Source organism: Trichococcus flocculiformis (assembly GCF_900113645.1).
GTDB classification, from domain to species: domain Bacteria; phylum Bacillota; class Bacilli; order Lactobacillales; family Aerococcaceae; genus Trichococcus; species Trichococcus flocculiformis.
Genome location: NZ_FOQC01000002.1, coordinates 41,420 through 65,871, shown reverse-complemented (window position 1 = coordinate 65,871; position 24,452 = coordinate 41,420). Strand labels below are relative to the sequence as shown.

The following is a 24,452-nucleotide window of genomic DNA, read 5'->3' as shown; positions in this document are numbered from 1 at the left end:
CTTATGAATTACCATTTGGATTCCCGGAATAACCTTACTAGGAATATATGTAAAAACGTAATAAACACTGATTATATAGTATTTTAAAGTTTGATTAGCCTAGTTATGCATTATATGCTTAACCAGGCTGAAGTGCTGTATTGTCAAGGGTTTATCAGACCTAGTTACGAATTTGCTAGGAATACAGGCGACTACTTATAATAAATTATGCCGCCGGGACCAATCTGGACGCCGTTGCAATTGGATCATGGGCAACCCGAAGGCGCTTTGCCGGAATTTGGACAGAAAACCTTGTTGGGAAGGGCGGGACAGCCGGTCGAACTGGCGCATGTCTACGTCTTCCTGGCATCCAACAACGCCAGCTATGTGACCGCCCAAATCTATGGCGTGACCGGCGGCGACGTAATCGATCTTTAAGAATAATTGCAGAAAGAGGAACGGAGGCATCTGAGGATTGCTTTCGTTCCTCTTTTTGGAGTCTGCAACATAAAAATAAAAAAATTCAAAAATCTCTATTGACTTTGGGAATCGGTTCCATTATACTCTGTTTATGAAATCGATACCACAACTATGAGAGGAGTGATTCGCATGGCGACGATCAAGGACGTTGCGAAAAAGGCAGGGTTGTCCGTTTCGACAGTATCCCGGTATCTGAACGATCATCCTTATATTTCGGATGAGAAAAAGAAACGCATCAAAGACGCGATGGATGAATTGAACTATTCGCCCAGCATGGTGGCGACGCAATTGCGTTCCAAAAAAGGCACCATGATTGGGATCTTGGTTTCGCGCATAACGAATCCATTCTTCTCCTACCTGGTGGATTCGATTGAAAAGAACAGCAAGCTTTTGGGCTACAATGTGTTGGTTATGCAGACCTATGATGATCCGGCGGCCGAACTGAAGATGCTGGAGCTGCTGAAGCAACAGGTGATTACTGGTTTGATTATGTGCTCAGTAGAAGGGAATCCCGATGGTATAGAAACGTACCAAGAGTACGGACCCATCGTTTTCTGCAATGAAAGGATTCCGGGTTCAACGATTCCGCAAGTCTATACCGACCAGGAACAGGCGACTTTTGAAGCCACAAACTACCTGATCGAAAAAGGCTACAAAAAAATCGCATACTGCACGGGCGGCAGCCTGACAAAGGGAGGCCACGGAAATGCCCGGACCGCAGGATTCGAGAAGGCGCTCTTGGAAAGCCGACTTCCGATGAAGAAGGATTGGATCTTCAAGGAAGTCCATACTATTGCGGATGGCCATCGCATTGCAGAGAACCTTTTGACTTTGCCGGAAAGCAACCGCCCGGATGCAATTTTCACAGGCAGTGACGAAGTGGCCAGCGGCATTTTGCAGAAGTTCTTGGAGGCAGGGAAGAAAGTTCCCGAAGATTTGGCGATCATGGGCTTCGACAATCAGCCGTTCACGGCGATGCTTGCAGTCAAGTTGACGACGATCGCGCAACCGGTCGACGCGTTGGGAAGAGAAGCCACGAAGGTGTTGGTAGCGCAGATCGAAGAGACTGCTTATCAGATAGATACGACAGATTTGAAATTAGAATTGATCAAACGGGAATCCGCTTAGGCGGGTTCTCAAAAAACAGAAATATGGTATCGATACCACAAGTGGAGGAGTCAGCATGAAAAACGCAATCAGGGAAAGAAAGGACAGCGAACACATGGAACAAAAGCAATGGTGGAAAGAGGATGTCGTCTATCAGATTTACCCGAAAAGTTTTTATGATAGCGATAACGACGGTAGCGGCGATATCAAAGGCATCACGCAGAAATTGCCTTACCTGGAGGAACTGGGGATCACGACGCTGTGGATCTGTCCGATCTTCACTTCGCCGATGGTAGACAACGGCTACGACATTTCCGATTACCAAGGGATCCAGCCAGAGTTCGGTTCGATGGCTGATTTTGAAGAATTGCTGGAGGAAGCCAAGAAGCGGAACATCAGCATCATCCTGGATCTGGTCGTGAACCACACTTCCGATGAACATGACTGGTTCAAGCAGGCTTTGCGCAATCCGAAAAGCAAGTACCGGGATTATTACATATTCAAAGAAGGCATGGATGGAAACCCACCGAACAACTGGCGGTCGATTTTCGGTGGCAGCGTCTGGGAGGAGGTTCCGGACGAAGAAAACATTTATTATTTCCATACCTTCGATAAACGACAACCGGACTTGAATTGGGAAACCCCGGCCTTGCGTGAGGAAATTTACGCGATGATCAATTGGTGGCTGGAAAAAGGCATTGCCGGTTTCCGCATCGACTCCATCACCTTTATCAAGAAGGATCAGGATTACGGTGACGTTCCTGCTGATGGAGCCGATGGATTGGCCAGTGTCAAGCACAAGGGCAGGAACCGACCAGGAATCTCCGACTTCTTGGCGGAGCTGAACCGGAAAACATTCAACAACTTTCCATGTGTTTCTGTTGGCGAAGCGCCTGGTGTGACTTATGATGAATTTGACCAATACATCGGTGAAGGCGGCTACTTCAACATGATCTTCGATTTCCGTTATGCGGATATCGATGTGGAGAACGGCAGCGAATGGTTCCGCAAAACCGACTGGAAACCGAAGGAACTGAAGGAACTGATTTTCGAAAGCCAAAAAGCTATCCAAAAAGCCGGCTGGGGAGCGAACTTCCTGGAAAACCACGATCAGCCGCGGTCCCTTTCCAAATACATCAAGGATGAAGCTTATCAGAACGTAATCGGAGCGAAAGCTTTGGGAACCCTCTTCTTCTTTTTGCGGGGAACGCCATACATTTATCAGGGGCAAGAAATCGGCATGAAGAATTTCAAACGGGATTCGATCAGTGAATTCAATGATGTATCCAGTCTGGATAATTATCCGCGCGCGATGCTGGAAGGCTTCACCGCGGAAGAGTCGCTTTCATTTGTGAACCAGCGCTCGCGCGACAACGGGCGTACACCTTTCCAATGGGATGACACGAAAAATGCCGGCTTCAATAAAGGGACGGAACCTTGGCTCAAACTGGTGGGCGATCACGAAGATGTCAACGCTGCGGCCCAAGTGAACAATCCGGATTCCATCTTCAGCTTCTATAAAAAGATGATCCAGCTCAGAAACCATTCCATCCATAAGGAAACGCTGATCTATGGAGAGTTCAGTCCGTTAAAGACGCCTGATGAGGTAATCGGCTATGAACGCGTCAGGGATGAGGCCATCCAGATTTTTGTGAACATGAGCAATCAGGAAACCGCAATCGAGAAGGTTTCCGGCTCAATCTTGTTGAACAACTACGAAACCATTGAACAATCCGGAACGCAATCGATTTTGAAACCATACCAAGCCATCGTGATCAGAAAGGATGAAGAAAATGTCTAAATTATCGAATTACCAGGAGATTGCCAAAAAAATAGTAGCGATAGTGGGGGACGATAATATCGTCTCCGCTACCCACTGCGCGACGCGTTTGCGCCTGCAGGTGAAAGACCGCAAAGCCATCGATGACGATCAGGTGGAGGAAGTGGCAGAAGTCAAAGGCGTATTCTATAACGCCGGCCAATACCAGATCATCCTCGGATCCGGCATCGTCAACAAAGTCTACGCCGAATTGCAAATGCTGTATTCCTTCAATGAAGCTTCCAAAGATGAAATCGCAAAGGATGAATCATCGGCACTGCAGCGGGGAGTCCGCAATATCGCGGATATCTTTGTCCCGATCATCCCGATTCTGGGCGCAACCGGATTGTTTTTGGGACTAAAAGGCATGCTGTTCAATGAGACCGTACTGGGTGCGATGGGGCTTACGCCTGATGCCATCCCGGCTTGGCTGAGCGCCAGCGTCACTGTGTTGACGGATACTGCTTTCGGCTTCCTGACCGCCTTCATCTGCTGGTCGGCGTTCAAAAAGGTCGGCGGTTTGCCGATCATCGGCTTCCTGATCGGATTGATGCTGGTTTCGCCGGCCTTGCCGAATGCCTATGCGGTAGCGGGAGGGACTGCTGAACCGATCATGGCTTTCGGCGTCATTCCGTTGGTCGGTTACCAAGGATCGATATTGACGGCTTTGATTACCGGGATCATCGGTGCCAATCTGGAGAAGAAGCTGCGCAAGGTGATGCCGAACGCGATGGACCTGATCTTCACCCCTTTCGTGGTCATCCTGGTTTCCGTATTCATCGCGCTGTTTGTGCTCGGACCCTTGGTGCACGGATTTGAAGCCCAAGCTGTCAAACTGATCGAAATGTTCCTGCATCTGCCTTTGGGCATCGGCGGCCTGATTATCGGGTTCATCTATCCGATAGCGGTCATGACCGGGATGCACCACATGTTCATCATGATCGAAACGTCGCTCATCGCTACGACCGGATTCAACCCGCTGATCACAGTTTGTGCGATGTACGGATTTGCGAACGCTGCCGTATGTTTGGCGATTGCTTTGCGGACCAACAGTGCCGCCGTAAAAACGGCCGGCATTTCCGCGACCGTCACCCAGATGCTGGGCATCAGCGAACCGGCGCTGTTCGGGGTCGTGATGCGCACCGGTATGAAGGCAATCGGTGTGATGTTGGCGAGTTCCGCGTTGGGAGGCATGGCCCTTTCGCTGCTAGGGATTCAGGCGAACAGCTATGGATTGGCTGTGTTGTTGTCTCCATTGATGTATATCTATGATCCGTACCAATTGACGATGTACGTGGTGATCGGCATCGCAACCTTCATCCTGGCCTTTGTGTTGACGAACGTGCTGGTGATGGGGAATGAAACAATTGTGACGAAGGTCAAAATTCAGCATTAACTTTCAGACCGACTATCCATGTTAACATGCGGATAGTCGGTCTGTTTGGTATCGTTTTCATCATTGGCAGAACAAGAACATGACAGATATCGTGAAAAACGTTCACAAATTGTTAATAATAAATCCGCTGTATGCGCAAAAAAAGCGTGGTATATTTTGTGTGTAAATGTTACGTCGTTTCATTTGGGAACGTTTATCGTTTTTTAATCGCAACCTAGTATCGCATAGTGATATTGTTTCTATCCATTTTATCAACTGGTTCGGCGTCGATTTATCAATATAAGAAAAGGGGTCATGAAATGCAACACGCAAGCGCAAATAAAGTACAAAATGTAACCGATGACAAAAAAAATGTAAGGGAATTCGGATTACTGGATAAATTAGCCTATATGGCGGGGGACATCGCAAATGATTTGTTCTTCATTTTCTCAAGTTCTTTCTTGATGTTGTTCTATACAAAAGTATTGGGAATCAGCGGGGCAGTTGTTGGTACGTTGTTCTTGTCGGCACGGGTTGTCGATGCTTTCACGGATATGGGGATGGGACGTCTCGTTGATACGCTGAAGCCTTCAAAAGACGGTCGTTTCCGGGTTTGGATCAAGCGTGTAGCACCCTTCGCTGTTATCGCCGGGTTCCTGATGTTCTTATCAGTCGTTCAAAACTGGTCTATGACTGCAAAAATCGTCTACATTTTCGTGACATACCTATTCTGGGGCAGCTTCTGTTATACGGCGATCAACATCCCTTATGGATCGATGGCATCCGTGATCAGTGACAAACCTGAAGATCGTGCTTCACTTTCTGTGTTCCGCAGTATGGGAGCCAGCATCGCCAGCATCTTCATTTCCTTCTTTGTTCCATTGTTCGTTTACACAACTGATGCAAATGGTGCACAAGTGGTTATTCCGGAACGTTTCACAATCATTGCTGCTATCTTTGCAGTTCTAGCTTTTGCGCTTTATCAATTCTGCTATCACTTTACAATCGAACGCGTACAGATTCCACAAAAACCGGATACAGAAAAAGAATCCTTCGGTAAAGAATTCGCAAAAATCGCAAAAGGTCTGTCTTCAAACCGTGCGTTAGGCGGTATCATCGCTGCTGCAATCTTCCTGTTGTTGTCCATGCTGTTGGTTAACACAATGAACGCATTTCTGTACGCCGATTATTTCAACAGTTCAAAAACATTGGCAATAGCAGGTGTTCTGGGGACTGTCGGAACACTGTTGATTGCGCCTTTCGCAAACAAAATCGCTTCTCGCTTCGGTAAAAAACAATCAGCGACAGTATCGTTGTTCTTCTCGGCAATTGTATACGCAATCCTGTACTTCATCCATACAGACAATGTCATGCTGTTCTTGCCGATGGCGTTTATTGCAAGTCTGGGCATGAACTACTTCAACGTCGTCATCTGGGCATTCATCACGGACATCATCGACTACCAAGAAGTCAAAACCGGAAGTGCGGATAGCGGTACAGTATATGCTGTCTACTCTTTCTCAAGAAAACTTGGTCAAGCCTTGGCCGGCGGTTTGGGCGGTTTCGCTTTGGCTGCTATCGGTTATGCTTCAGCGGCTGCAACCCAAGACCAAGCTGTTCTTGACAGTATTTACGATGTAGCTACGATCGTACCGGCTATCGGTTACACTTGCGTTGCGCTATGCCTATGGTTCATCTATCCATTGACCAAAGAAAAAGTTGCAGAAAACGTAGCGATCTTGTCAGAACGCCGTAAAGCAGCAAAATAATAAGTTAGCTCGTTAAAGGGGCGCCATCCTGTTGGGTCAGGGTGGTGCCTCTTTTTTTGCTGTCATTTATGGAATGTCTGAGCCCCAGCTCCGGCCAAGCTAACGCTTGCTGGAGAAGCTGAAACTATTTCATTCCCAGCTTCGGCGAACATCGGCTTGCCGGAGCTGGGGCTCTGATTCTGTGCGCTTCTCCGGCCAGACCAGCCTTCTCCGGAGAAGGAGTATCCCGATCGCATCCTGTGCTTCGGTCCCAGCCTGCTCAATAACACAAAACAAACAAGGGGCTCCCTCAAATGAGAGATCCCCTTGTTTGTTTTGCCTCATTCAAACTGGACAAAAATGTCCAGATCATAAGGTGTATAAGCGATTTCGACTGTTTTTGAATCATCCGAATAAGCTTTGTAGCGTCCTCCGGTGACATATACGAATGCGGTGAAATCATTTTTTCCATAATAAGGATTTATTTCGTTCCACTGTTTTGCAGGAAGTTTTCCCAAGGACATGCCTTCAATCATCAGATTGCCGTCTTTGATGGCAACATTCACCGTTGTGACTTGTTCGTATTCATAGATCCGCCGCTTAGTCCGAGCAATTGCTTCATCATCAAGACTTCCGAACGATTTGCAGAATGGATCTTCCTGAATGATGCGCTCTGCAACTTTTTGGATAAGACTATTTTCCGCGAATAATGCGCTACCTTTCCAGCGTGTCTGGAACAGTATTCGGCCGACGCCGTTGTTTCCTTGTTCTGAAGTGTCGGAAACAGGCTGAACCTTTTCTTTGGATCCTTTTTTGAAAAAATCTAGTATACCCATGATACACCTCCGTTTGTTTATAACGTTTCCTTCTATTGTATCACAGAGTTTTCTCGCTCCGCTCATTTTCAACTATTCTTAACCTTTAATAAGGATGTGCTGTGCTATAATGGGACAATAGCGCTTATTCCTGCAGCCTTTTTTCGGCTCCAGGAGTAGCCAGACGAAGAAGTAAGGGGATATCCGATTGGAAAAATTGAAAAGAAAACTGATGACTTTCATGCGCGGCAGATACGGTGCCGATCAGCTTTACAACGCGTTGATCATTTCCGGTATGGTGCTGTACTTTTTGGGTGCAATGACGGACTTGGGTGTGTTGGTTATAGTGGCGCAACTCCTGATTTTCTGGGCGCTGTTCCGAGTCTATTCGAAACAAATCTATAAACGCGCGGAGGAAAATCGCAAATTCCTAAAGTGGTGGCAGCCGAACCAGAAAAAGCTTAAACTATTTTTCAGAAGATTCAAGGAAATCAAGGTGGCCCGTTTCCGCAAGTGCCCGAATTGCAAAACGACTTTGCGTTTGCCTGTCAAGCGCGGCAAGAAGACAGTGAAATGTCCGACCTGCCATCAAAAATTCGAATCCCGTATCATTTTATAATCAAAAGAGGTGGGTATCCTGATCGAGGATGCCCATTTTTATTATGGTTTGCCTTTGGGGCAACTGTGGGATGTCCGATAACCACGAAGAATCGGACAAGCAGCAAGCAAGCATATCGGCCTATACGAAAAAGCACAAAATACTCAAAAAAGAAGCCCCACACAATAAAAAATTGTGCGTAGGCTTCTTTTGTTTACGCTTCGTGGATGAGTACTTCTTCTTGGGTTCCCAAAAGGATCGTCTTCTCGGAAGGGCGCAGGCTGCCTTTATTTTCGTCACGACCCTGCAGTACGATGCGCGGATTTTCGTCCTCAATTGTGCGGAAAGCTTCGCGCGCCAATTTTTGAGTGTCATCGTTCATGTAACGGTTGAAGAGAACGCAGAGTTTGGCGTCCTTCAGTTCCATCATCATATCGTAGTCGCCGGTGCTGTCTCCGAAGAGCATCAGCGGTTGTTTTTCGTTGTGCTTCGGCATCAGCTGTTCTGTGATGACGGCTGTTTTACCGGGACCTTTCGTAATATTTTTGCCTGGTTGCATGCTTGGCTGGATCAGGCCGTTTTCATCCTTGTTGTAATACATGCCGATGATGTGTTCGTTGTCCAATCCGTAACCGAAGTCCGGATGCGTTGCGGCGACTTGGACGACATCTACAGGTGAAGCCGAAATGACATAGACGACGATGCCGTTTGCCTGCAGAACATGATAGAGTTCCTTCAACTCATTCGGGAAGGCTAAACCAGTATCGTAATGCGATACGATGACGCCGGCTTTGCTCGTCAAATCAGCCGGGCTCGTCAAGGTCACGCGTTCGAATTTTCCGTACTGCAACCAATAAGAAATCGATTGGTAAGCCAACTGGCGTAACTCTTCGCTGCTGCGTTGCGCAAAAAGGTAAGTCATCCAAGGATAGCCGGCTTTTCTTTTGAAGTCACCGTTGATGACCGTGTAGAACAAACGAATTTTTGCGGCGAATTCTTCATAGTAAGAAGACTTTTTTGCTTCTTCCAACGAGAGGGTCCCGCCTTGCATAAAACCTTCATATTGCTTGTACAACCAAGCATAGGCTACTTTGATATCGTCAGCGATATTGCCGATCGTAGCAAGCGGATTGGTCTTATTGAGGAGCGTGTCCACTGTTGCGCCGACATTCTCGAGGCCATCCGTCAAAATCGCATGGAACTGATCAGGCGTCAAACGGTAATCCAAATGTAGCAACATATAAAGCATCAAAGTATCTTCTATATCCATGATGGCGGAAGTGTTGTCGAAATCAAAGACAACATAAGGAGGGGCAGCCGGATCGAATGAACTGCTTTGGTTCCCGTAAGAAGAGATGACAGCATTCAGCGCTTGGTGTGTATGTGGTGCCCAGTTTTTGGAAGAAAGAATTTTATTATGTTTTTCTGGCAAAGTAAGTACCCCTTTATCATGGAATTTTCATACGCAGTCATTTTATCAAAAAACGGCTGAAAGATATACTGAAATGTGCTCCTTTAGTTCAATCAAACAAGAATATTGAAATGAAATGAGAATTATCGATAAGTTTCTATGTCGGTTATTTATTTTAAATGAAGCTTTTTGCCTCAGGATGCTACATTAAAGCAGAAAGATTTATATAAAAGCGAGAATCGTGGAAGGCTTTCTCATAAAACAGGCATAAAATAGGCGGTTTTTAACAATTAAGTAAGAATACGGGAAATTCGTGTTAGAAATTCTAACATTCTCGCGGAAGAATTTAATTGATTTTTAATCATGCTTTCATTATAATTTTGCTTAACGGTATAAATATAAGAAGAGGTCCTTTCTTGACAAGGATCCAATCCATGCTCTTGAAATTAAAGCAGCGTGATGGCGAGCATAAAAGGGGTTGAGGCAAAATTGATTAAGTTAGAGCACGTAAACAAGTATTTCGGCGCCAACCATGTGTTGAAGGATATCAACCTTGAAGTTGCCGAAGGGGAAAAAGTGGTTATTATCGGGCCTTCCGGTTCAGGTAAAAGTACGACAGTCCGTTGTATGAATTTCCTCGAAGAGCCTACAGACGGAAAAGTTTTTATAGACGGCACAGAAGTCACACCTAAGAACAAGTTGGACATTGTCCGTCATTCCTCTGCAATGGTTTTTCAACAATTTAATTTGTATCCGCATATGACCGTGTTAGGCAACCTGACAATCGGCCCTATGAAGCTGCAAGGGAAAACCAAAAAAGAAGCGGAAGAGATGGCTTACGAATATTTGGATATCGTCGGATTGCGAGAAAAGGCGAACGTCTATCCTTCAACACTCTCAGGCGGACAACAACAAAGAGTAGCAATCGCAAGAGCACTTTGTTCACAGCGAAAGATCATTCTTTTTGATGAACCCACTTCGGCATTGGACCCTGAAACGGTTCAGGAAGTATTGGATGTCATGATCAAACTTTCCAGCATGAACATCACGATGGTTGTGGTGACGCATGAAATGGGCTTTGCGAGACAAGTTGCCGATCGGGTAATCTTCATGGCTGACGGCATGATTGTTGAAGAAGGCACTCCGGAGCACTTTTTCGACAATCCGACAAACGAGCGGACGAAAGCCTTCTTGGGTAAAATTTTAAGATAACCGATCTTTTCGGAATACAACATTATAGGAGGAATTGGGTATGAAAAAGAAAAATCTATGGGTTTCGTTATGTTTATCGGCTGCATTGTTCTTGGGTGCTTGCGGTAGTGATGCTACGGATACAGCAGATTCTGCGGCTGGTTCCGCAACAGATGCTTCCGGTCAAGTGACCGCAGAAACAATCAAAGAAGCAGGCGTATTGAAAGTCGGCGTTAAAGAAGATGTGCCGAATTTTGGATTAAGAAACACTGAAACAAACGAAATCGAAGGTTTTGAAATCGACATCGCAAAAAAAATCGCTGAAGAAATCTTAGGCGATGCTGAAGCGATTGAATTGGTTCCGGTAACTGCAAAAACGCGTGGTCCATTATTGGATAACGGCGAAGTGGATATGGTCATCGCAACGTTCACTGTTACAGAAGAACGTAAAGAAACTTACAACTTCTCTGATGCTTATTACGTAGATGCAGTCGGCCTTTTGGTCAAGAAAGACAAAGGCTATACAGGCTTGTCTGACATGGATGGGGCTACGATCGGGGTTGCCCAAAGTTCAACAACTGCTGATGCAATCAATGCTGAAGCTGAACAATATGGTATCTCTTTGAGCTACTCAGAATACGCTACTTATCCAGAAATCAAAGCTGCGTTGGATTCAGGCCGTGTGGATGCATTCAGCGTGGACAGATCCATCTTGGCTGGCTACTTGGATGATTCAACTCAAATCCTGAAAGACCGCTTCGCTACACAAGATTACGGTGTTGCGATCAAGAAATCAAACACAGAATTGGCAACGACTGTTAATGACTTAATCACTGCATGGGGAGAAGACGGCACCCTTGATGCAATGATTACTGAGTGGGGATTGGGCGAGTAATGAGAAGTACCAATCCATTCGCTCTCTGGCGTTGGGAAAGCCTTCTTGAAAACAGCAGCGACATTGGAGCCGGATTTATCCGGACACTCCAAGTCGCTGTGTTGGCGTTGTTGCTGGCTTTGGTCATCGGGGTTGTCGTGGGGACCATGTCCACGGCAAAAGGCCGATTGCCTCGTGCTGTTGCCAGAATATACGTGGAAATGTTTCAGAATATCCCGTTGGTTATCCAAATCTTCTTCATGTACAACGGGCTTGCGATGGCAGGCTTGGTGCTGAGCGAATTTACGATCGGGGTAGTCGGTGTAGGGATGTATCACGGTGCCTACATCGCTGAAGTCGTTCGTGCAGGTATCCTCGCTGTTCCGAAAGGCCAAGAAGAGGCAGCTTACTCAGAGGGCTTCAACTATATCCAAACAATGCGTTACGTCATCTTGCCGCAGATGGTCAAAATCATTTTGCCGCCTTTGACCAATCAAGCCGTCAACTTGATCAAGAATACTTCCGTATTGGCGATCATCGCCGGAGCGGATCTGATGTATGTAGCCGATTCTTATGCTTCCTACAGTTTGAACTACGGACCTGCTTACGCAGTTGCCGGATTGCTTTACTTCCTGCTTTGTTTCCCGCTTGCAACATTTGCGCGGAAATACGAGCAAAAACTGAAAGACAATGATACGGTTGTTGTCAACCTTGGCGTAGATATTCCGGAGGTGATGGAATGATGGAATCGATCAGAACAGTCTTCACACCATCGAATGTGTCGTTCATGATGGAAGGATTGAAACTGGCATTGCTGATTTCTGTCGGTGTCGTCATCCTTTCGATCATCTTCGGTACGGTATTGGGCCTGTTGCGTAATTATGAGAAAAAAGTATTCGGAAAACTGGCTGGTGCCTACATCGAGCTTTTCCGGAATACACCGTTACTTTTGTGGATGCTTTCGTGTTCTTTCTTGATACCTGGCAGCACAATAACCTTGAAAGGATCTTTTGCCTTGTTCCTGTACACATCGGCCGTTGTAGCCGAAATCGTGCGCGGAGGATTGAATTCGATACCGAAAGGGCAATTCGAAGCTGCCCATTCTCAAGGTTTTTCCTTCATGCAGTCTTTGTGGTACATCGTTTTGCCGCAAGCATTCAAGAAGATTGTCCCTTCACTGCTGTCGCAAGTGATTACTACCATCAAGGATACTTCTTTCTTGGCCGGTCTGGGGATCATGGAATTCACAAGAAGTGGGCAAGTTATCCTCGGAAAAGTGACGAAAACACAGGAAGTGTTCATGATTTATGCCTTTCTGGCGTTGGTGTATTTCATCATCTGCTTCACGCTTTCGGCAGTCGTCCGAAGCTGGCACAAGCGCAATGCGCAGAATGCTTAAAATTTGAAAAGCTCCCGAATTACAGCGATGTATTATGCTGTAATTCGGGAGCTTTTTGTTTGATTGAAAAAGTTCTGTACAGGTGGTTTCCTTTGGGCTGTCGGATAAACCAGAAGAATCCGACAACCGGAGAGCAAACGTTCTGTGATTTGTCGGATAACCTAGAAGAATCCGACAACCGGAGAGCAAACGTTCTGTGAGTTGTCGGATAAACCAGAAGAATCCGACAACCGGAGAGCAAACGTTCTGCGAGTTGTCGGATAACCCGGAAAAATCCGACAACCTGAGAGCAAACGCTCTGTGAGTTGTCGGATAACCCGGAAGAATCCGACAACCGGAGAGTAAACGTTTTGTGAGTTGTCGGATAACCCGGAAAAATCCGACAACCTGAGAGCAAACATTCTGTGAGTTGTCGGATAACCCGGAAGAATCCGACAACCTGAGAGCAAACGCTCTGTGAGTTGTCGGATAATCGCAAAGAATCCGACAACCGGAATACTAACGCTCTATGTGATGTCGGATAAAGTATGGCATTTGAGTAGTTTTTAATTCTAAAAAAGTTTCAGTTGTAAACTGAAGAAACCCACGCCTGGATTTGTTTCAAATGTAGTATCGACCGCGATTTTTGCCTATCATTCGATAATTTTTCTTGAGAACTCTATACACGCGCATGTCGTTGCCGCAACCACACCAATCCATCATACGGCGGGATGTCAATTTAATTTCCGGGAACAGTGTGTGAAAGTCCTCGATGCTTGATCGTATGGCCTTATTGACGTTCATTTTGTTTCCGCATTTGGTACAAACTTGGGAATATCCGCTAAATTTCTCCGCTAAAGTTCCGCATTCTGGGCACGTGATGCCTTTTTTTAAATCTGAATAAGTATATTGCGTCTTTTTTCTTGGATAGCTGGAATCATGGAGATTCATCAGCGTTTCAGCCAATTTTATTTGCTCGGCATTCAGCTCAGGGGCTGCCTGGATGTTACGAAAATGACCAGGAATCTGGCTAGGAAGTATAAAATTGGAGTCATTTGGCGTCCCCAACAATGTGAATTCCGGATTGACAAAGATGACATAGGCGTCAACCTTTAACGAATATCCTTTTTCCTGGAGTAAAAGTTCCAGACGTACTTTCGTTTTCTGCAGCTGCAAGGATGGATTCTCCAACTCTGTTCCGGTTGTTTTTGTGAATTTCTCCGCTCCCCATTTATAGATACCTTCAAAATTCTTGATTTCATACAGGATAAGCAGATTGGTGCGAATCATTAGAGCATCTACTTGGAAAGGAGCACGCCTTATTTCTAACTGAAGATCATTCAAAAAGAAATGATCTAATTTGAATTGCTTGGTGTACGCATCAAATACGAGCTCCCCTTCGAAACCCTTTTTCAGATTGAGGAAATAATAGTAATCATCTCTTGATATTTTCGTGCGAGTAAGTAATATTTCTAAAATTCGTAGATGCTCGGGTTTAATCCGTTCTTTGTACGCGATAACAATCACCTCAATTATTTTTAGTACTACTATAGTGACTATACGCAAGAACGTGCGAATGAATTTATTGTAAACAGTTTCTATTCCGGTTGCCGGATAACCCGGAAGAATCCGACAACCTGAGAGCAAGCATTCTGTGATTTGTCGGGTAACCCGGAAGAATCCGACAGCCAGAGAGCAATCGTCGTGCTCGTTGTCGGATAACCCGGAAGAATCCGACAGCCAGAGAGCAATCGTCGTGCTCGTTGCCGGATAACCCGGAAGAATCCGACAACCGGAGAGCAAACGTTGCGCAAGGTGTCGGATAAGCAAAAATTATTCAGTTTTTCAATCTACCGGAAGGCACAAAAAGGCATTTATCTTTGCATAACCCATCAAACCATCGACGCGTCGTAGATGGATTGGATCGATTCGGCCAGGGTGTTCCGGAATTCATCATCGCTCAGGCCGGCGCTCAGACCTTCGGACAACGCCCGCGAGAAGCTCGCGATCAATCCGGGATTGTGGGTCAATTTTTCATTGGCTTCTTCCCGAGAATAACCGCCGGATAAAGCCACAACCCGCACCACTTGCAGATGGGCGATCAGTTCCTTGTAGAAATCATCAACCGTTGGAATCGAAAGCTTCAGCATCACGAACTGATCCGCCAGCAGCCCATCCAGCGCCAACAACAATTCTTCCTTGAGGATCGTTTCCGATTCAGCTTTGTCTGCACTATGGATGTCGACTTCCGGTTCGATGATCGGGATCAGTCCCGCAGCAATGATCTGCTTGCCGACTTCGAATTGCTGGGCGACGACTTTTTTGATGCCTTCACGATTGGCTGATTTGATCACGGAACGCATCTTGGTGCCGAAGATGTGGCGCTCGTTTGCGTGCGCAAGCAGGGTGTCCAGATCGGGATTCGGTTTCATCAACTGGACGCCATCAGCTTCCGCATCAAGCCCTTTATCGACTTTCAGGAAGGGTACGATGCGTTTCTTTTCCCATAGGTAGTCGGCCGTGTAGAGGTCATCGATTTTGCGGTCCATCGTTTGTTCGAACAGGATGGCTCCCAAGATGTGTTCCGAACTGAAAGCCGGCGAAGTGATGATGCGGGAGCGCATCTCATGGACTAGTGTGAACATTTCTTCTTCGCCGTTGTAGCTATCTTCCTGAATGCCGTATAAAGCCAGTGCCTTGGGAGTGCTGCCGCCACTTTGGTCCAACGCTGCAATGAAACCTTTGCGATTTTTCATGATATCGAATTGTTCTTTGTTCATGATACAAACTCCTTCGATTTTCAGATTTCCGAAATCCGAATCCGGCCCTGCTTTTTCGTGGAATCAGGATTTCTAAGGTCAGTATAGCACTAGTTCATTCTCCAGGAAAAAATTTGGAACTATTGTGATAAAATGGATGTATCGCTATATTTTGATGTGGGAACAACGAACTACGGATATTAATATGGGAAGCTTTTTACATATAATTCATGATCAAGGAGTGAGTATTCTGGCCGACGCAATCGAGTACAGTAAAATGAATGAAGCGAGTTATCTGTCCGCGGACAATTTCCAGCGTTACCGCACCATTATGCATTATTTCTATCAGCAGCATCGGAAGATGAACGATTTGCTGTACCGCGGGGATGTCCTGGAGTACATGCAGAGTCTGGAGGGCTTTGCGGGCTATACCGAAAAAGAATTGGATCAGGACTTGACCAGCCTGGTGGGGTGGCAAAACTTGGAGACTCGTCAAGAAATGAGTGAGCCGAAGAGTATAGCGGAATACAAAAACAAACATTTCCGCTACCAGATTTCCGAAACCAGCATCGCCATCGAAGAGATGCTGGAGAAATTGAGCGGCAAGACCGGCCACAACAGAGGGGCCTTGGATAAGAATACTTTTGAAAGGTTTCTGTCAGCCATAAGGGAGTTGGATCAACAATCCGACGAGAAGGAACTGTTCAATATTTGGCAGGACACCGTCACGCATTTTACGAGCATCAAAACCAATACATCCGACTACATCGGCTATCTGAACAGCGAACGGACGGAAAGCCAGATGCAGACGGAGGCGTTCCTGGTATTCAAAGACCAGTTCGTTTTTTATCTGCGGGACTTCATCGTTACGATGCAGAACACTTCCTATCAGATCCAGCACGCTTTGCAGGGTGTATCCGAGGATAAACTGCTGCTCGTCGCCAGATGCGTCATCAACCATGAAAAAGAGATTCCCCGGTTCGACGACACGGTTCTGGATGAGGGGAAACTGACGGTGGAGCTGTTTGGGATTTGGGACACGATGCTTGCTTGGTTCATCGATGGGCAAGGGAAGTCCAGTGAGTACAGTTCCTTAATGAAACAGACCAATCAGGCCATCAGCAAAATCACCCGGATGATCCAACGTTTCAGCGACCGCATGCAACAGCATCAGAGCCGGAAAAAGGACTATATCCACTTGGCTGAGTGGTTCCTGCACTGTCGGTCCGTTGAGGAAGCGCATCAGCTTTCCTCGCAGGTATTCGGTGCCTTTCACACGCAGCACTATTATGTGAAGCCTTTCGAAACCAGCAACAAATTTGCGGACATCTGGGATATTCCGGCGACCGTCCATGAAACGATTCCGCGGATCAGGGAGTACCGGGAAAGGACAAGCGCCACCGCTTTCACCCGCAATACCCAGGCGAAGAATAAGGCCGTCGCGGCCCATCTGAAGCAACGCCAGGAACTTGAAAAATCGCTGCAGCACTATATCCGGAACGGGAAAATCGATCTGCTCGAACATCCCTATATGGATGCGCCGATCCGGAAACTATTGTTGAAGTGGCTGAGTCTGTCCTTCCAGAACGAGGAACGGACCATCGCGACTGAATTCGGCCAAGTGTTTTCGATCAGGGTGGACAGGAACAAAAAGGTTACGCTGGAATCCGAAGATGGCTTTTTGGAGATGCCGAATGTCGTCTATACGCTGATCGACAAGGAAAAGACAGGGGGTGAAAGGAATGCCGGCAACCAGTGAGGAAATCCGCGAGGGACTCAGCATCCTCTTTGAAAATTTTTGGATCATACGGGAAACCGACAAGGACGCCTACCACCAGCTTTTGCGCATCGAAAACGACCTGAAGCGCGTCATCCAGAGAATATTCGGGCTGCGCCTGATTGTGCATGCTAAATTCATCAAGTTGGAAAAAATCCCATTTGAATCCCAGGATTGGATGGGCATCATGACTTTCAACGAGCCGATGGATTATGCCCTGTTTGCCTGTGCGATGGCCTATACGGAGGATAAAAGCGAAGGCGAGGCTTTTCTGATCAATGAACTCGTTGATGAACTGGACCTGTTTTATCCTGAACGGGACCTCCTGGACTGGACCAATTTCAACCACCGAAAAAGCCTAGTGCGCGTCCTGAACGTGATGACTGACATGCAATTGATCGATACGATCGAGGGCAAGACCGATGATTTCGCGACCTCCGAGTCCATTGAAGTCCTCTACAAAGTCAGCCCCTACAGCAAATATTTCATGCGTTCCTATCCGGAAGATATCACCCAATTCCAGGATTGGCGGGACTTGGTGCAGATGGAACGGGAGCGGGCCGACGAGGAGACGAGCACGGTCGCTTTCAGGCGGCTGATGATGGAACCGGCGATCCTCCGAACCGAAGAGAACGACAGGCTGTTCTATTACCTGCGCAATCAGCAACAGTACATCAGTTCTTTTTTTGAAAAAAATACGCCGTACACCTTCGAGTTGACGAAGGATGTGGCGATGCTGACGCTTGAGGAACGATTGAAGCAACAGACCTATTTTCCGATGCTGAAATCCGCGGACGAGAGCCTGCTGCAGCTGGCGGAAATGATCCGGGAATCGGATTACGCCCCTGACGCTTATGGGTGCATCCATTTATCGAAAAATCAATGGCTGGCTCTGATCGGTCAGCATGCCACCCAGAACAGGAAGGGCTGGTCGAAGGAATACCGCGAGAGCGCCGATAAGAAACTGGCCAGACTGATGCTGGAGAACGGCAGCAAGTGGCGTTTCTTCACGGAGGACGGAGACGGGAACGTCACGATCCTCCCGACATTTGCGCGCAATACAGGAAAGTATCCACAGGACTTCCTTCATAAATTGCTGGAGCAAGACGATTTGCCTGAGGAGGAATTTGATGGAGATGAGGGAGACAGCAGTGAACAAAACGAATAAATGGGTAATGAACAGAGCCGGAATCGTCAATTTCTGGTACTACGACGAACAATATTTTGAGTTCGCTGACGGGAAAATGTTGTTGCGTGGCTCCAACGGATCGGGTAAATCGGTGACGATGCAGAGTCTGCTGCCTACCTTGTTGGACGGCAAAACGGACCCGACTCGGCTGGATTCTTTCGGAAGCCGCGCCAGAAAGATGGAAGATTATCTTTTGGGTGAGGAGCAGGTGTCGAAGATTCAGGAACGGACGGGTTATCTCTTCCTGGAATTCAAACGGAAAGAACAGGATTCCTATCTGACGGTCGGCATCGGACTGCAGGCCAAACGGGGAGGCTCGTTGGGGAAATGGTACTTCGGAATCACGGACGGCAGGCGAATAGGCATGGACTTCAGCCTGTTTGAGGAGCTGAAAAGGGAGCAGCTGCAGCCTCTGTCCAAACGGCAATTGATCAACCGGATTGCCGAGGGCGGAAAAGTGATGAATTCCCAGAAGGATTACCAGGAATTCGTGAACGAACGCATCTTTGGGTTCGACAGTCTCGGGAAATTCGAGGACTGCATCAAATTGTTGATGGAATTGCGCAGTCCGAAATTATCCCGGGAATTCACCCCGACAGCGATCTACAACATTTTGACGAATGCGCTGCCAGCGCTGAAGGAAGACGACCTCCAGCCAGTTTCACGGACACTGGAGCAGATTGATGCCAGCCGCGAAAGGCTCAGCCAGTTCGAACGCGAAGCCAAAGCAGTAGGCAAAATCAAGCAGAGCTACGAGGGCATGTATGAAGAGAAACTGAGGCAGTTGGCGAACCGTTGGCTGGAGAACGACAGGATAACAAAGCAGAAGCAAGCCAAGATAGACGCGGATACGGCACAACAAGAAGAACTCAGCGGCATTTTGGCTGGGCTGCAGAAGGAACAGGCGGAGCTGGAACTGAATCTTTCGCTCTGGCGGAAGGAACAGGATGAGCTGAAGCAGAATAAAGCCTATCAGCTGATCGAAAAGGGGACACAACTCAAGAATGATCTGGAGAGCAGTAAGAATGCTCTGCAGAGGCACAGCGACAAAGTCAACAAAAAGGAAACGCAGGTTGCTGAAACACGCGAAAAGCTGGAACGCCACATCCAGAATTTGGAACGGGCCGAAAAGGAATTGGCCGCTTTGACCGATGAAATGGCGGAACACGCGGAAGGCTCCGGATACCTTTCCGAACATGAGCAGCATTTGGCTGACTTCGAAAGGAAGGCGGGGCAGCATTCCTTCGATTATTGGAAATCACAGAACCGCGAATATCTGAAGCATCTGCGCGACATGGTCTCGCTGTTTAAGGAACTGAACGCAACTTTGGGCATTCAGAAACGCATCGACAAGGAACTTGGCGACATAGCCGAAAAATTGGAAGCAGACCGTAAAAATCAGCGCCATTGGCAGGGCATATTTACGGATGAAAAGGAAAAGCTGATCAGCGATTTCAGCCACTGGCAAAACCAAGCGCATTTCACGGTGCCGCAAAACGAATACAGCGAGGTACTTCGCAAACTAGAAGGGCTGTATGCGAAAACGATCCGATTCGCGCTCGTGACTGAGCCGATCTACGCGGCTGCCAACAATGAGAAACAGCGCGTCAGCAATGAGCTGCTGCCGATCAGGAGCCGGATGGAATTGGTAGGGAATACCATCACGGAGCACGAAAAAGAAATCCGTGCCTGGAAGGATAAAAAGGATCCGATTCCGGAACGTAGCCAAGCCAGCCGGAACTACCGCGAACAATTGGTGCAAGCGGGCATTGCGGCTGAACCTTTCTACTCCTGTGTCGATTTTAGGGCCGACTTGGCCGATGAGAAACGCAATGCCATCGAGAGCGCATTGATGGAGACCGGTTTTTTGGATGCCTTGCTTTCCGAAACGAGTTTGGATTTGGAAGGCGACAGACAATTGTTGCCGAATCCGCAGTTCTTCACGCAGACATTGGCTGATTTCCTCGTCCCCGACAGCAGCGGGCGCAGTTTGGATGCCGGCTATGTGCAGGACATCCTCCAATCGATTGCAGTCATCGACTGTTGCGAGTCCGACTCCGCGGCTCCGATCATTGTGGAAGACGGAAGCTACCGCTTGTTTTCGCTGAGAGGGAAAGCGGACACGGACCATCAGGCTAGCTACATCGGCAAAGCCAGTCGGGAACGCTACAGGGTCGAAAAAATCCGCTCTTTGGAGGAGGAAATCGATAGGCTGCAGGAAGAGCTGCAAACATCAGCTGAGATAGAGAGCCGATTGTTGGCAGACTTGGCCGCAATCGATGCCGATCTGACGCGGCTTCCTGTCGACAAGGAACTTGCCTTCGCCAACCAGAATATTTTGGAGATGGAAGGAGAAATCAGTCGCGGCGAAAACGAATTGGCGCGAAAACAAAGGGAACTGCAGGAAATCAAAAATCAGGCGGATAACTTAAGGATCACGCTGCATCAAAAGGCTAAAGGCAACACGATCGGCTTTACCTTGGTTGAATACGAAGAGGCCGAAAAGTGCCAAGAAGATTATCAGGCTGCCTTCCAAGACTGGACGGGCACAGTCTCTGACCGGAAGCACATTGACGACAACAGAGCGGGAGCCGAAGAATTGCTGCGCGTGCAGCGTGAGGAGCTCCAGGAAATGCTGGCGGAATTCGATGAAGAGGCAGCCAAGCAACATACGCTCGAACGGCAATTGGCTTCGAATCTGGAACTGCAGAAAATCAACAATGTAGCCGAAATCACCGAGCGGATCGAATACTGCATCCGGAACATCCGGAAAGGGGGAACCCGCAAGGAGTCTATCCAAGATGAGCGAATTGAACACAATAACAAGCTCACGGTCATCAGTCTGAACCTGAAACAAATCGAAGAACAGATCCGCTTCGAAAAACCGTACACGCAACTATGGCGGGATACCTTTGCGAAGGAAGTCGCCAGATACGGCAAAGGTGGGGATAAAGTTCTGGTTGCTTTAGCCGAAGACTACTTAAGGAATTGGACCAACCAAGAGAATCGCTTGACGCAGTTGGAAGGAAATCTGGATGCCGTCCATCGGCAAATGGAGTCGGACCTGATCGACTACCGTCCCAAAATCATCCAAGACCAGATTATTGCTGCTCCGGCTTGGTTCAACGAGTTCGAGGCTCAGGAATTCCGCGATAAAATGGAAATTTGGCGTCACGCAAACCAAATCAGGATCTACCAAGTGAACTCGGAGGGTGCCTGGAGAAGTCCTGATGACCTGAGAAAGCGCCTGGAGGATCAGATCGAACAAGCAAAATTGGTGCTGCGAAGAAGCGATGAAGAGCTTTTCGAACAAATCATTTTCCATTCAATCGGGAATGTGCTGCGGACGCTGATCGGCAATGCCCAAAAATGGGTGTCCAAGATGAACGATATCCTCGAGCATCAGGATAATTCTTCCGGGCTGACGCTCTCAATCAGATGGAAACCGAAGGCGGCGGAAAGCGACGAAGGCTTGTCGACAGCGCGACTAGTGGAACTGTTGCGCAAAGATCGGAACATCATGAAGGAAAGCGATACGGAAGCGATAAAGCAGCATTTCCAGGAACGCATCGAGCAGGCTAAACAGATGCGCGACGAATCCAATGGCGAAGACAGTCTTTATCAGGTGTTGCAGGATGTGTTGGATTACCGGAAATGGTTTAGCTTCGAACTGTGTTATCACCGGAAAAACGAAGTCATGAAGGAACTTTCCAACAACAAGTTCAATCAGTTCAGCGGGGGCGAAAAAGCGATCGCGATGTATTTGCCGCTCTTCACCGCCATGTATTCACGTTACCAGGACGCCGGGAAGGACGCCCCTTACATCATCACGCTGGATGAGGCGTTTGCCGGCATCGACGATCTGAACATCGCCGAACTGTTCAAGGCCACGGAGCAACTGGAGTTCAATTATATGATGAATTCCCAGGCGCTCTACGGAGAATACCATACGGTCTCCAGCCTGAACACGTACGAACTGATTCGGCCCAAGAATGCGCCGACCGTCTCGACGATCCAGTACCATTGGGACGGGAAAGTGAAAACGCTGATGCTGCCTGATGAAGATGATCTTTTTGAAGATGCCGGTCCGAAAAGTGCTGGGGGTGGACAAACTGGATGAGAAACTGAAAGAAGAAGCCATCCGCTATTTTGCGGGCAAGCCGGTTATGGTCATCTGCATCAAACAAATCCATAAAAAATACGAGAGCTTCGGGCGCTTCACTGGCACCATCAGCAAGTCGCTTTTCAAAAAAGTCGATACAGAACCGTTGTTGACGTTCATGGGCCTTGCGCAATGGGAATGGGAAAAAACCAAGAGCATCAAAATCAGCGATTTCCTGCGCAATTATGAGCAGAGCAAATTCGAGCCGATCCCTTTCGAGCTGGTTGTGGAGAGCGTAAGCGGCAAGCAGCTCAAAACGAAACAGGAGCTCGCGGAAGATGCCGAAACGGAATACGGCTCTTTCCTGGTGGAGATTGGTGAGATTTATCCACTGTTCAGGATGGTCTTCAGCCGCAACCGCAACACCGCATACTTGGGCTGGTTCCTAAAGGAGCCAACTGCTTGCTTGGCTGCCTTCAGGAACGTTGCGGAAGCCCTGAGGAATCTCCCGCAGGAATACACGAAATTACCGGTCTTCGCCCACCGTATCACCGGCAATCCGCATGCTTTCGATTCGAGTGGCCTGACTGGACAGTTGCTTTTCACGATGCTTTATCAACAGTATGCCGAGGCCGAGTCAGCCCAAGCGATGAACGGATTCTTGTCGAAAGCGGAACTGGAAAATGAAATCTACGGACTGTTCAAGATCATCAAGGATGACATCATGAATTTCACCGCCGTGAACGGGCTCATCGCCTATCGCGGGAAGGAGCCAATCGCCATGTGGCAGGATGCCTGTCTGGATCGGATCCCGTGGAATGTTCCGGTGCGCCAGCTTTTGGATATCTCATGGATCCGGCCCGGCAAAGGCAAACAGATTTTCCTGATCGAAAATTCAGGCGTGTATTCCATCTTGCTGGATGCTTTCCCGGACTGTCCGATGGTCTGCACGAATGGCCAGTTCCGCTATGCGGTCTGGCTGCTGTTGGAACGGATTCCGGATGAGGGGATCACCTTGTACTATTCCGGCGATTTCGATCCGGAAGGCTTGCTAATGGCGGATACGTTGAAACGACGGTATGGTGAAAAACTTCAGTTGATCGGGATGACCACCGACCACTATTTGGCCTCAAAACCGGTAACGGAAATCGATGACAAAAGGCTGCAGAAGCTGAAGCGGGTTCAAGCGGGTGAGCTCCGCGGTCTGGCGGACCTGATGGCGGAAAAGAAAGTCGCCGGCTATCAGGAAGGGATTTTGGATGCGTTGCTGGCGGAAATGAGGCTTCTCTGCGAAGGTGAATACTGATGTTTTGTGAGCTTAGAGGAAGTTTGTTCACAGTGTGTAACGCGTAAGGTTCATTTTTTTTGTTGAAACCTTTTTGATTTAGGAGTAGAGTTGCTTTATGGGATTTTTCAAGCACTTATAAAGCATATCAACAAAATCGAACGAAAGAAGGCGTGCAGATGATTTTTTGGCTGAAATCGGACAAAACAAATGCGGAATATACGGAACTTAATGTCTACAAACGGGGCATCCTGATGGGTGGGATTTCCCATCACAAGGACGACGATTTCTGGCAATGGTGGGTAGAAGGCGTCGGCAAGAAGAAAACCCGCAAAATGTACAAAGAAGCAACTGAGGACGAAGCCAGACGGGCTGTGGAGTACGAAATCTGATATCGAAATAGTTGCGCAGGGCAAGGATCATTCTTGGGATGAGACTTGGCCTGCGTTTTTATTTTGGGGTTATCGGCTGTTGCATTTTAAAGTTGTCCGATAACCGGGAAGAATCGGACAATCGTAGAAGGAATGTAGTGTGGGTTGTCCGATAACCCGAAAGAATCGGACAA

18 protein-coding genes and 1 pseudogene are annotated in these 24,452 nt (G+C 47.7%); 15 read left to right on the top strand and 4 right to left on the bottom strand.

All coding sequences use genetic code 11. The features are described 5' to 3' along the window. Window positions 1-213: 213 nt before the first annotated feature. The 5 genes and pseudogenes from BMZ71_RS01250 to BMZ71_RS01230 all read left to right on the top strand — a co-directional run. A pseudogene (locus tag BMZ71_RS01250) lies at window positions 214-417 on the top strand (SDR family oxidoreductase); the annotation flags it as partial. 171 nt (window positions 418-588) lie between these two features. After that, window positions 589-1,587 carry a LacI family DNA-binding transcriptional regulator gene (locus BMZ71_RS01245; protein ID WP_086987914.1) on the top strand — a complete coding sequence of 333 codons (999 nt, stop codon included), beginning with the start codon at window positions 589-591 and terminating at the stop codon, window positions 1,585-1,587. A 55-nt stretch (window positions 1,588-1,642) separates the two neighbouring features. After that, window positions 1,643-3,367 carry an alpha-glucosidase gene (locus BMZ71_RS01240; RefSeq protein WP_086987915.1) on the top strand — a complete coding sequence of 575 codons (1,725 nt, stop codon included), beginning with the start codon at window positions 1,643-1,645 and terminating at the stop codon, window positions 3,365-3,367. After that, the gene (locus BMZ71_RS01235; RefSeq protein ID WP_086987916.1) at window positions 3,360-4,781 is read left to right on the top strand and encodes a PTS transporter subunit EIIC; all 1,422 of its coding nucleotides are present in this window, start codon (window positions 3,360-3,362) and stop codon (window positions 4,779-4,781) included. The genes BMZ71_RS01240 and BMZ71_RS01235 overlap by 8 nt, the downstream gene beginning before the upstream one ends. Before the next feature lie 299 nt (window positions 4,782-5,080). Continuing rightward, window positions 5,081-6,529, top strand: a complete 1,449-nt coding sequence (locus BMZ71_RS01230; RefSeq protein ID WP_218142752.1) for an MFS transporter — start codon at window positions 5,081-5,083, stop codon at window positions 6,527-6,529. Window positions 6,530-6,849: 320 nt separating this feature from the next. Here the strand turns inward: BMZ71_RS01230 and BMZ71_RS01225 are convergent, their stop codons facing one another. After that, complete coding sequence (locus BMZ71_RS01225) at window positions 6,850-7,344, bottom strand: hypothetical protein (protein ID WP_086987917.1); 495 nt, start codon at window positions 7,342-7,344, stop codon at window positions 6,850-6,852. Window positions 7,345-7,531: 187 nt separating this feature from the next. On the opposite strand from BMZ71_RS01225, the gene BMZ71_RS01220 reads away from it, so the two are divergent. Next, window positions 7,532-7,942, top strand: a complete 411-nt coding sequence (locus BMZ71_RS01220; RefSeq protein ID WP_086987918.1) for a hypothetical protein — start codon at window positions 7,532-7,534, stop codon at window positions 7,940-7,942. Window positions 7,943-8,135: 193 nt separating this feature from the next. Here the strand turns inward: BMZ71_RS01220 and BMZ71_RS01215 are convergent, their stop codons facing one another. Next, a complete protein-coding gene (locus tag BMZ71_RS01215) occupies window positions 8,136-9,353 on the bottom strand; it encodes an HAD family hydrolase (protein WP_086987919.1) in 1,218 nt (405 codons plus the stop codon). A 468-nt stretch (window positions 9,354-9,821) separates the two neighbouring features. Between BMZ71_RS01215 and BMZ71_RS01210 the strand changes: the two genes are divergently transcribed. From BMZ71_RS01210 to BMZ71_RS01195, 4 genes are read left to right on the top strand one after another with little or no spacing between them, the layout of a single operon-like run. After that, window positions 9,822-10,544, top strand: coding sequence for an amino acid ABC transporter ATP-binding protein (locus BMZ71_RS01210; RefSeq protein WP_086942428.1), 723 nt, complete (start codon window positions 9,822-9,824; stop codon window positions 10,542-10,544). A gap of 40 nt (window positions 10,545-10,584) precedes the next feature. Beyond that, window positions 10,585-11,418 (top strand): transporter substrate-binding domain-containing protein, encoded by an 834-nt coding sequence (locus tag BMZ71_RS01205; RefSeq protein ID WP_086987920.1) that lies wholly within the window; start codon window positions 10,585-10,587, stop codon window positions 11,416-11,418. Then, entirely contained in the window at window positions 11,418-12,140 is a 723-nt protein-coding gene (locus BMZ71_RS01200; protein WP_086987921.1) for an amino acid ABC transporter permease, read from the top strand. Before BMZ71_RS01205 ends, BMZ71_RS01200 begins: the two co-directional genes overlap by 1 nt. Then, entirely contained in the window at window positions 12,137-12,796 is a 660-nt protein-coding gene (locus BMZ71_RS01195) for an amino acid ABC transporter permease (RefSeq protein WP_086987922.1), read from the top strand. Before BMZ71_RS01200 ends, BMZ71_RS01195 begins: the two co-directional genes overlap by 4 nt. Window positions 12,797-13,396: 600 nt before the next feature. On the opposite strand, the gene BMZ71_RS01190 is transcribed toward BMZ71_RS01195, so the two are convergent. Then, on the bottom strand, window positions 13,397-14,605 hold the full coding sequence (locus BMZ71_RS01190; RefSeq protein WP_086987923.1) for a nuclease-related domain-containing protein: 1,209 nt from the start codon (window positions 14,603-14,605) through the stop codon (window positions 13,397-13,399). 62 nt (window positions 14,606-14,667) lie between these two features. Then, on the bottom strand, window positions 14,668-15,555 hold the full coding sequence (locus tag BMZ71_RS01185; RefSeq protein WP_086987924.1) for a fructose bisphosphate aldolase: 888 nt from the start codon (window positions 15,553-15,555) through the stop codon (window positions 14,668-14,670). 256 nt (window positions 15,556-15,811) lie between these two features. Here BMZ71_RS01185 and BMZ71_RS01180 point away from each other — a divergent pair, with 256 nt between their 5' ends. The 5 genes from BMZ71_RS01180 (at window position 15,812) to BMZ71_RS01160 (ending at window position 24,279) form a co-directional block, all read left to right on the top strand. Further along, window positions 15,812-17,293 carry a TIGR02677 family protein gene (locus BMZ71_RS01180; protein WP_177187452.1) on the top strand — a complete coding sequence of 494 codons (1,482 nt, stop codon included), beginning with the start codon at window positions 15,812-15,814 and terminating at the stop codon, window positions 17,291-17,293. Next, complete coding sequence (locus BMZ71_RS01175) at window positions 17,277-18,479, top strand: TIGR02678 family protein (protein WP_086987926.1); 1,203 nt, start codon at window positions 17,277-17,279, stop codon at window positions 18,477-18,479. The genes BMZ71_RS01180 and BMZ71_RS01175 overlap by 17 nt, the downstream gene beginning before the upstream one ends. After that, window positions 18,448-22,620 carry a TIGR02680 family protein gene (locus tag BMZ71_RS01170; RefSeq protein WP_177187451.1) on the top strand — a complete coding sequence of 1,391 codons (4,173 nt, stop codon included), beginning with the start codon at window positions 18,448-18,450 and terminating at the stop codon, window positions 22,618-22,620. The genes BMZ71_RS01175 and BMZ71_RS01170 overlap by 32 nt, the downstream gene beginning before the upstream one ends. After that, window positions 22,559-23,908: a DUF2399 domain-containing protein gene (locus BMZ71_RS01165; RefSeq protein WP_086987928.1), complete on the top strand. Its 1,350-nt coding sequence runs from the start codon at window positions 22,559-22,561 to the stop codon at window positions 23,906-23,908. Before BMZ71_RS01170 ends, BMZ71_RS01165 begins: the two co-directional genes overlap by 62 nt. Window positions 23,909-24,066: 158 nt before the next feature. Further along, window positions 24,067-24,279 carry a hypothetical protein gene (locus BMZ71_RS01160; protein ID WP_086626957.1) on the top strand — a complete coding sequence of 71 codons (213 nt, stop codon included), beginning with the start codon at window positions 24,067-24,069 and terminating at the stop codon, window positions 24,277-24,279. Window positions 24,280-24,452: the final 173 nt, after the last annotated feature.

Coding starts and splice junctions, on each gene's coding strand:
- BMZ71_RS01185 (WP_086987924.1), bottom strand. CDS start 15,555: ATGAACAAAGAACAATTCGATATCATGAAAAATCGCAAAGGTTTCATT.
- BMZ71_RS01235 (WP_086987916.1), top strand. CDS start 3,360: ATGTCTAAATTATCGAATTACCAGGAGATTGCCAAAAAAATAGTAGCG.
- BMZ71_RS01175 (WP_086987926.1), top strand. CDS start 17,277: ATGCCGGCAACCAGTGAGGAAATCCGCGAGGGACTCAGCATCCTCTTT.
- BMZ71_RS01230 (WP_218142752.1), top strand. CDS start 5,081: ATGCAACACGCAAGCGCAAATAAAGTACAAAATGTAACCGATGACAAA.
- BMZ71_RS01180 (WP_177187452.1), top strand. CDS start 15,812: ATGAATGAAGCGAGTTATCTGTCCGCGGACAATTTCCAGCGTTACCGC.
- BMZ71_RS01165 (WP_086987928.1), top strand. CDS start 22,559: ATGAAGATGATCTTTTTGAAGATGCCGGTCCGAAAAGTGCTGGGGGTG.
- BMZ71_RS01205 (WP_086987920.1), top strand. CDS start 10,585: ATGAAAAAGAAAAATCTATGGGTTTCGTTATGTTTATCGGCTGCATTG.
- BMZ71_RS01200 (WP_086987921.1), top strand. CDS start 11,418: ATGAGAAGTACCAATCCATTCGCTCTCTGGCGTTGGGAAAGCCTTCTT.
- BMZ71_RS01240 (WP_086987915.1), top strand. CDS start 1,643: ATGAAAAACGCAATCAGGGAAAGAAAGGACAGCGAACACATGGAACAA.
- BMZ71_RS01245 (WP_086987914.1), top strand. CDS start 589: ATGGCGACGATCAAGGACGTTGCGAAAAAGGCAGGGTTGTCCGTTTCG.
- BMZ71_RS01225 (WP_086987917.1), bottom strand. CDS start 7,344: ATGGGTATACTAGATTTTTTCAAAAAAGGATCCAAAGAAAAGGTTCAG.
- BMZ71_RS01195 (WP_086987922.1), top strand. CDS start 12,137: ATGATGGAATCGATCAGAACAGTCTTCACACCATCGAATGTGTCGTTC.
- BMZ71_RS01170 (WP_177187451.1), top strand. CDS start 18,448: ATGAGGGAGACAGCAGTGAACAAAACGAATAAATGGGTAATGAACAGA.
- BMZ71_RS01160 (WP_086626957.1), top strand. CDS start 24,067: ATGATTTTTTGGCTGAAATCGGACAAAACAAATGCGGAATATACGGAA.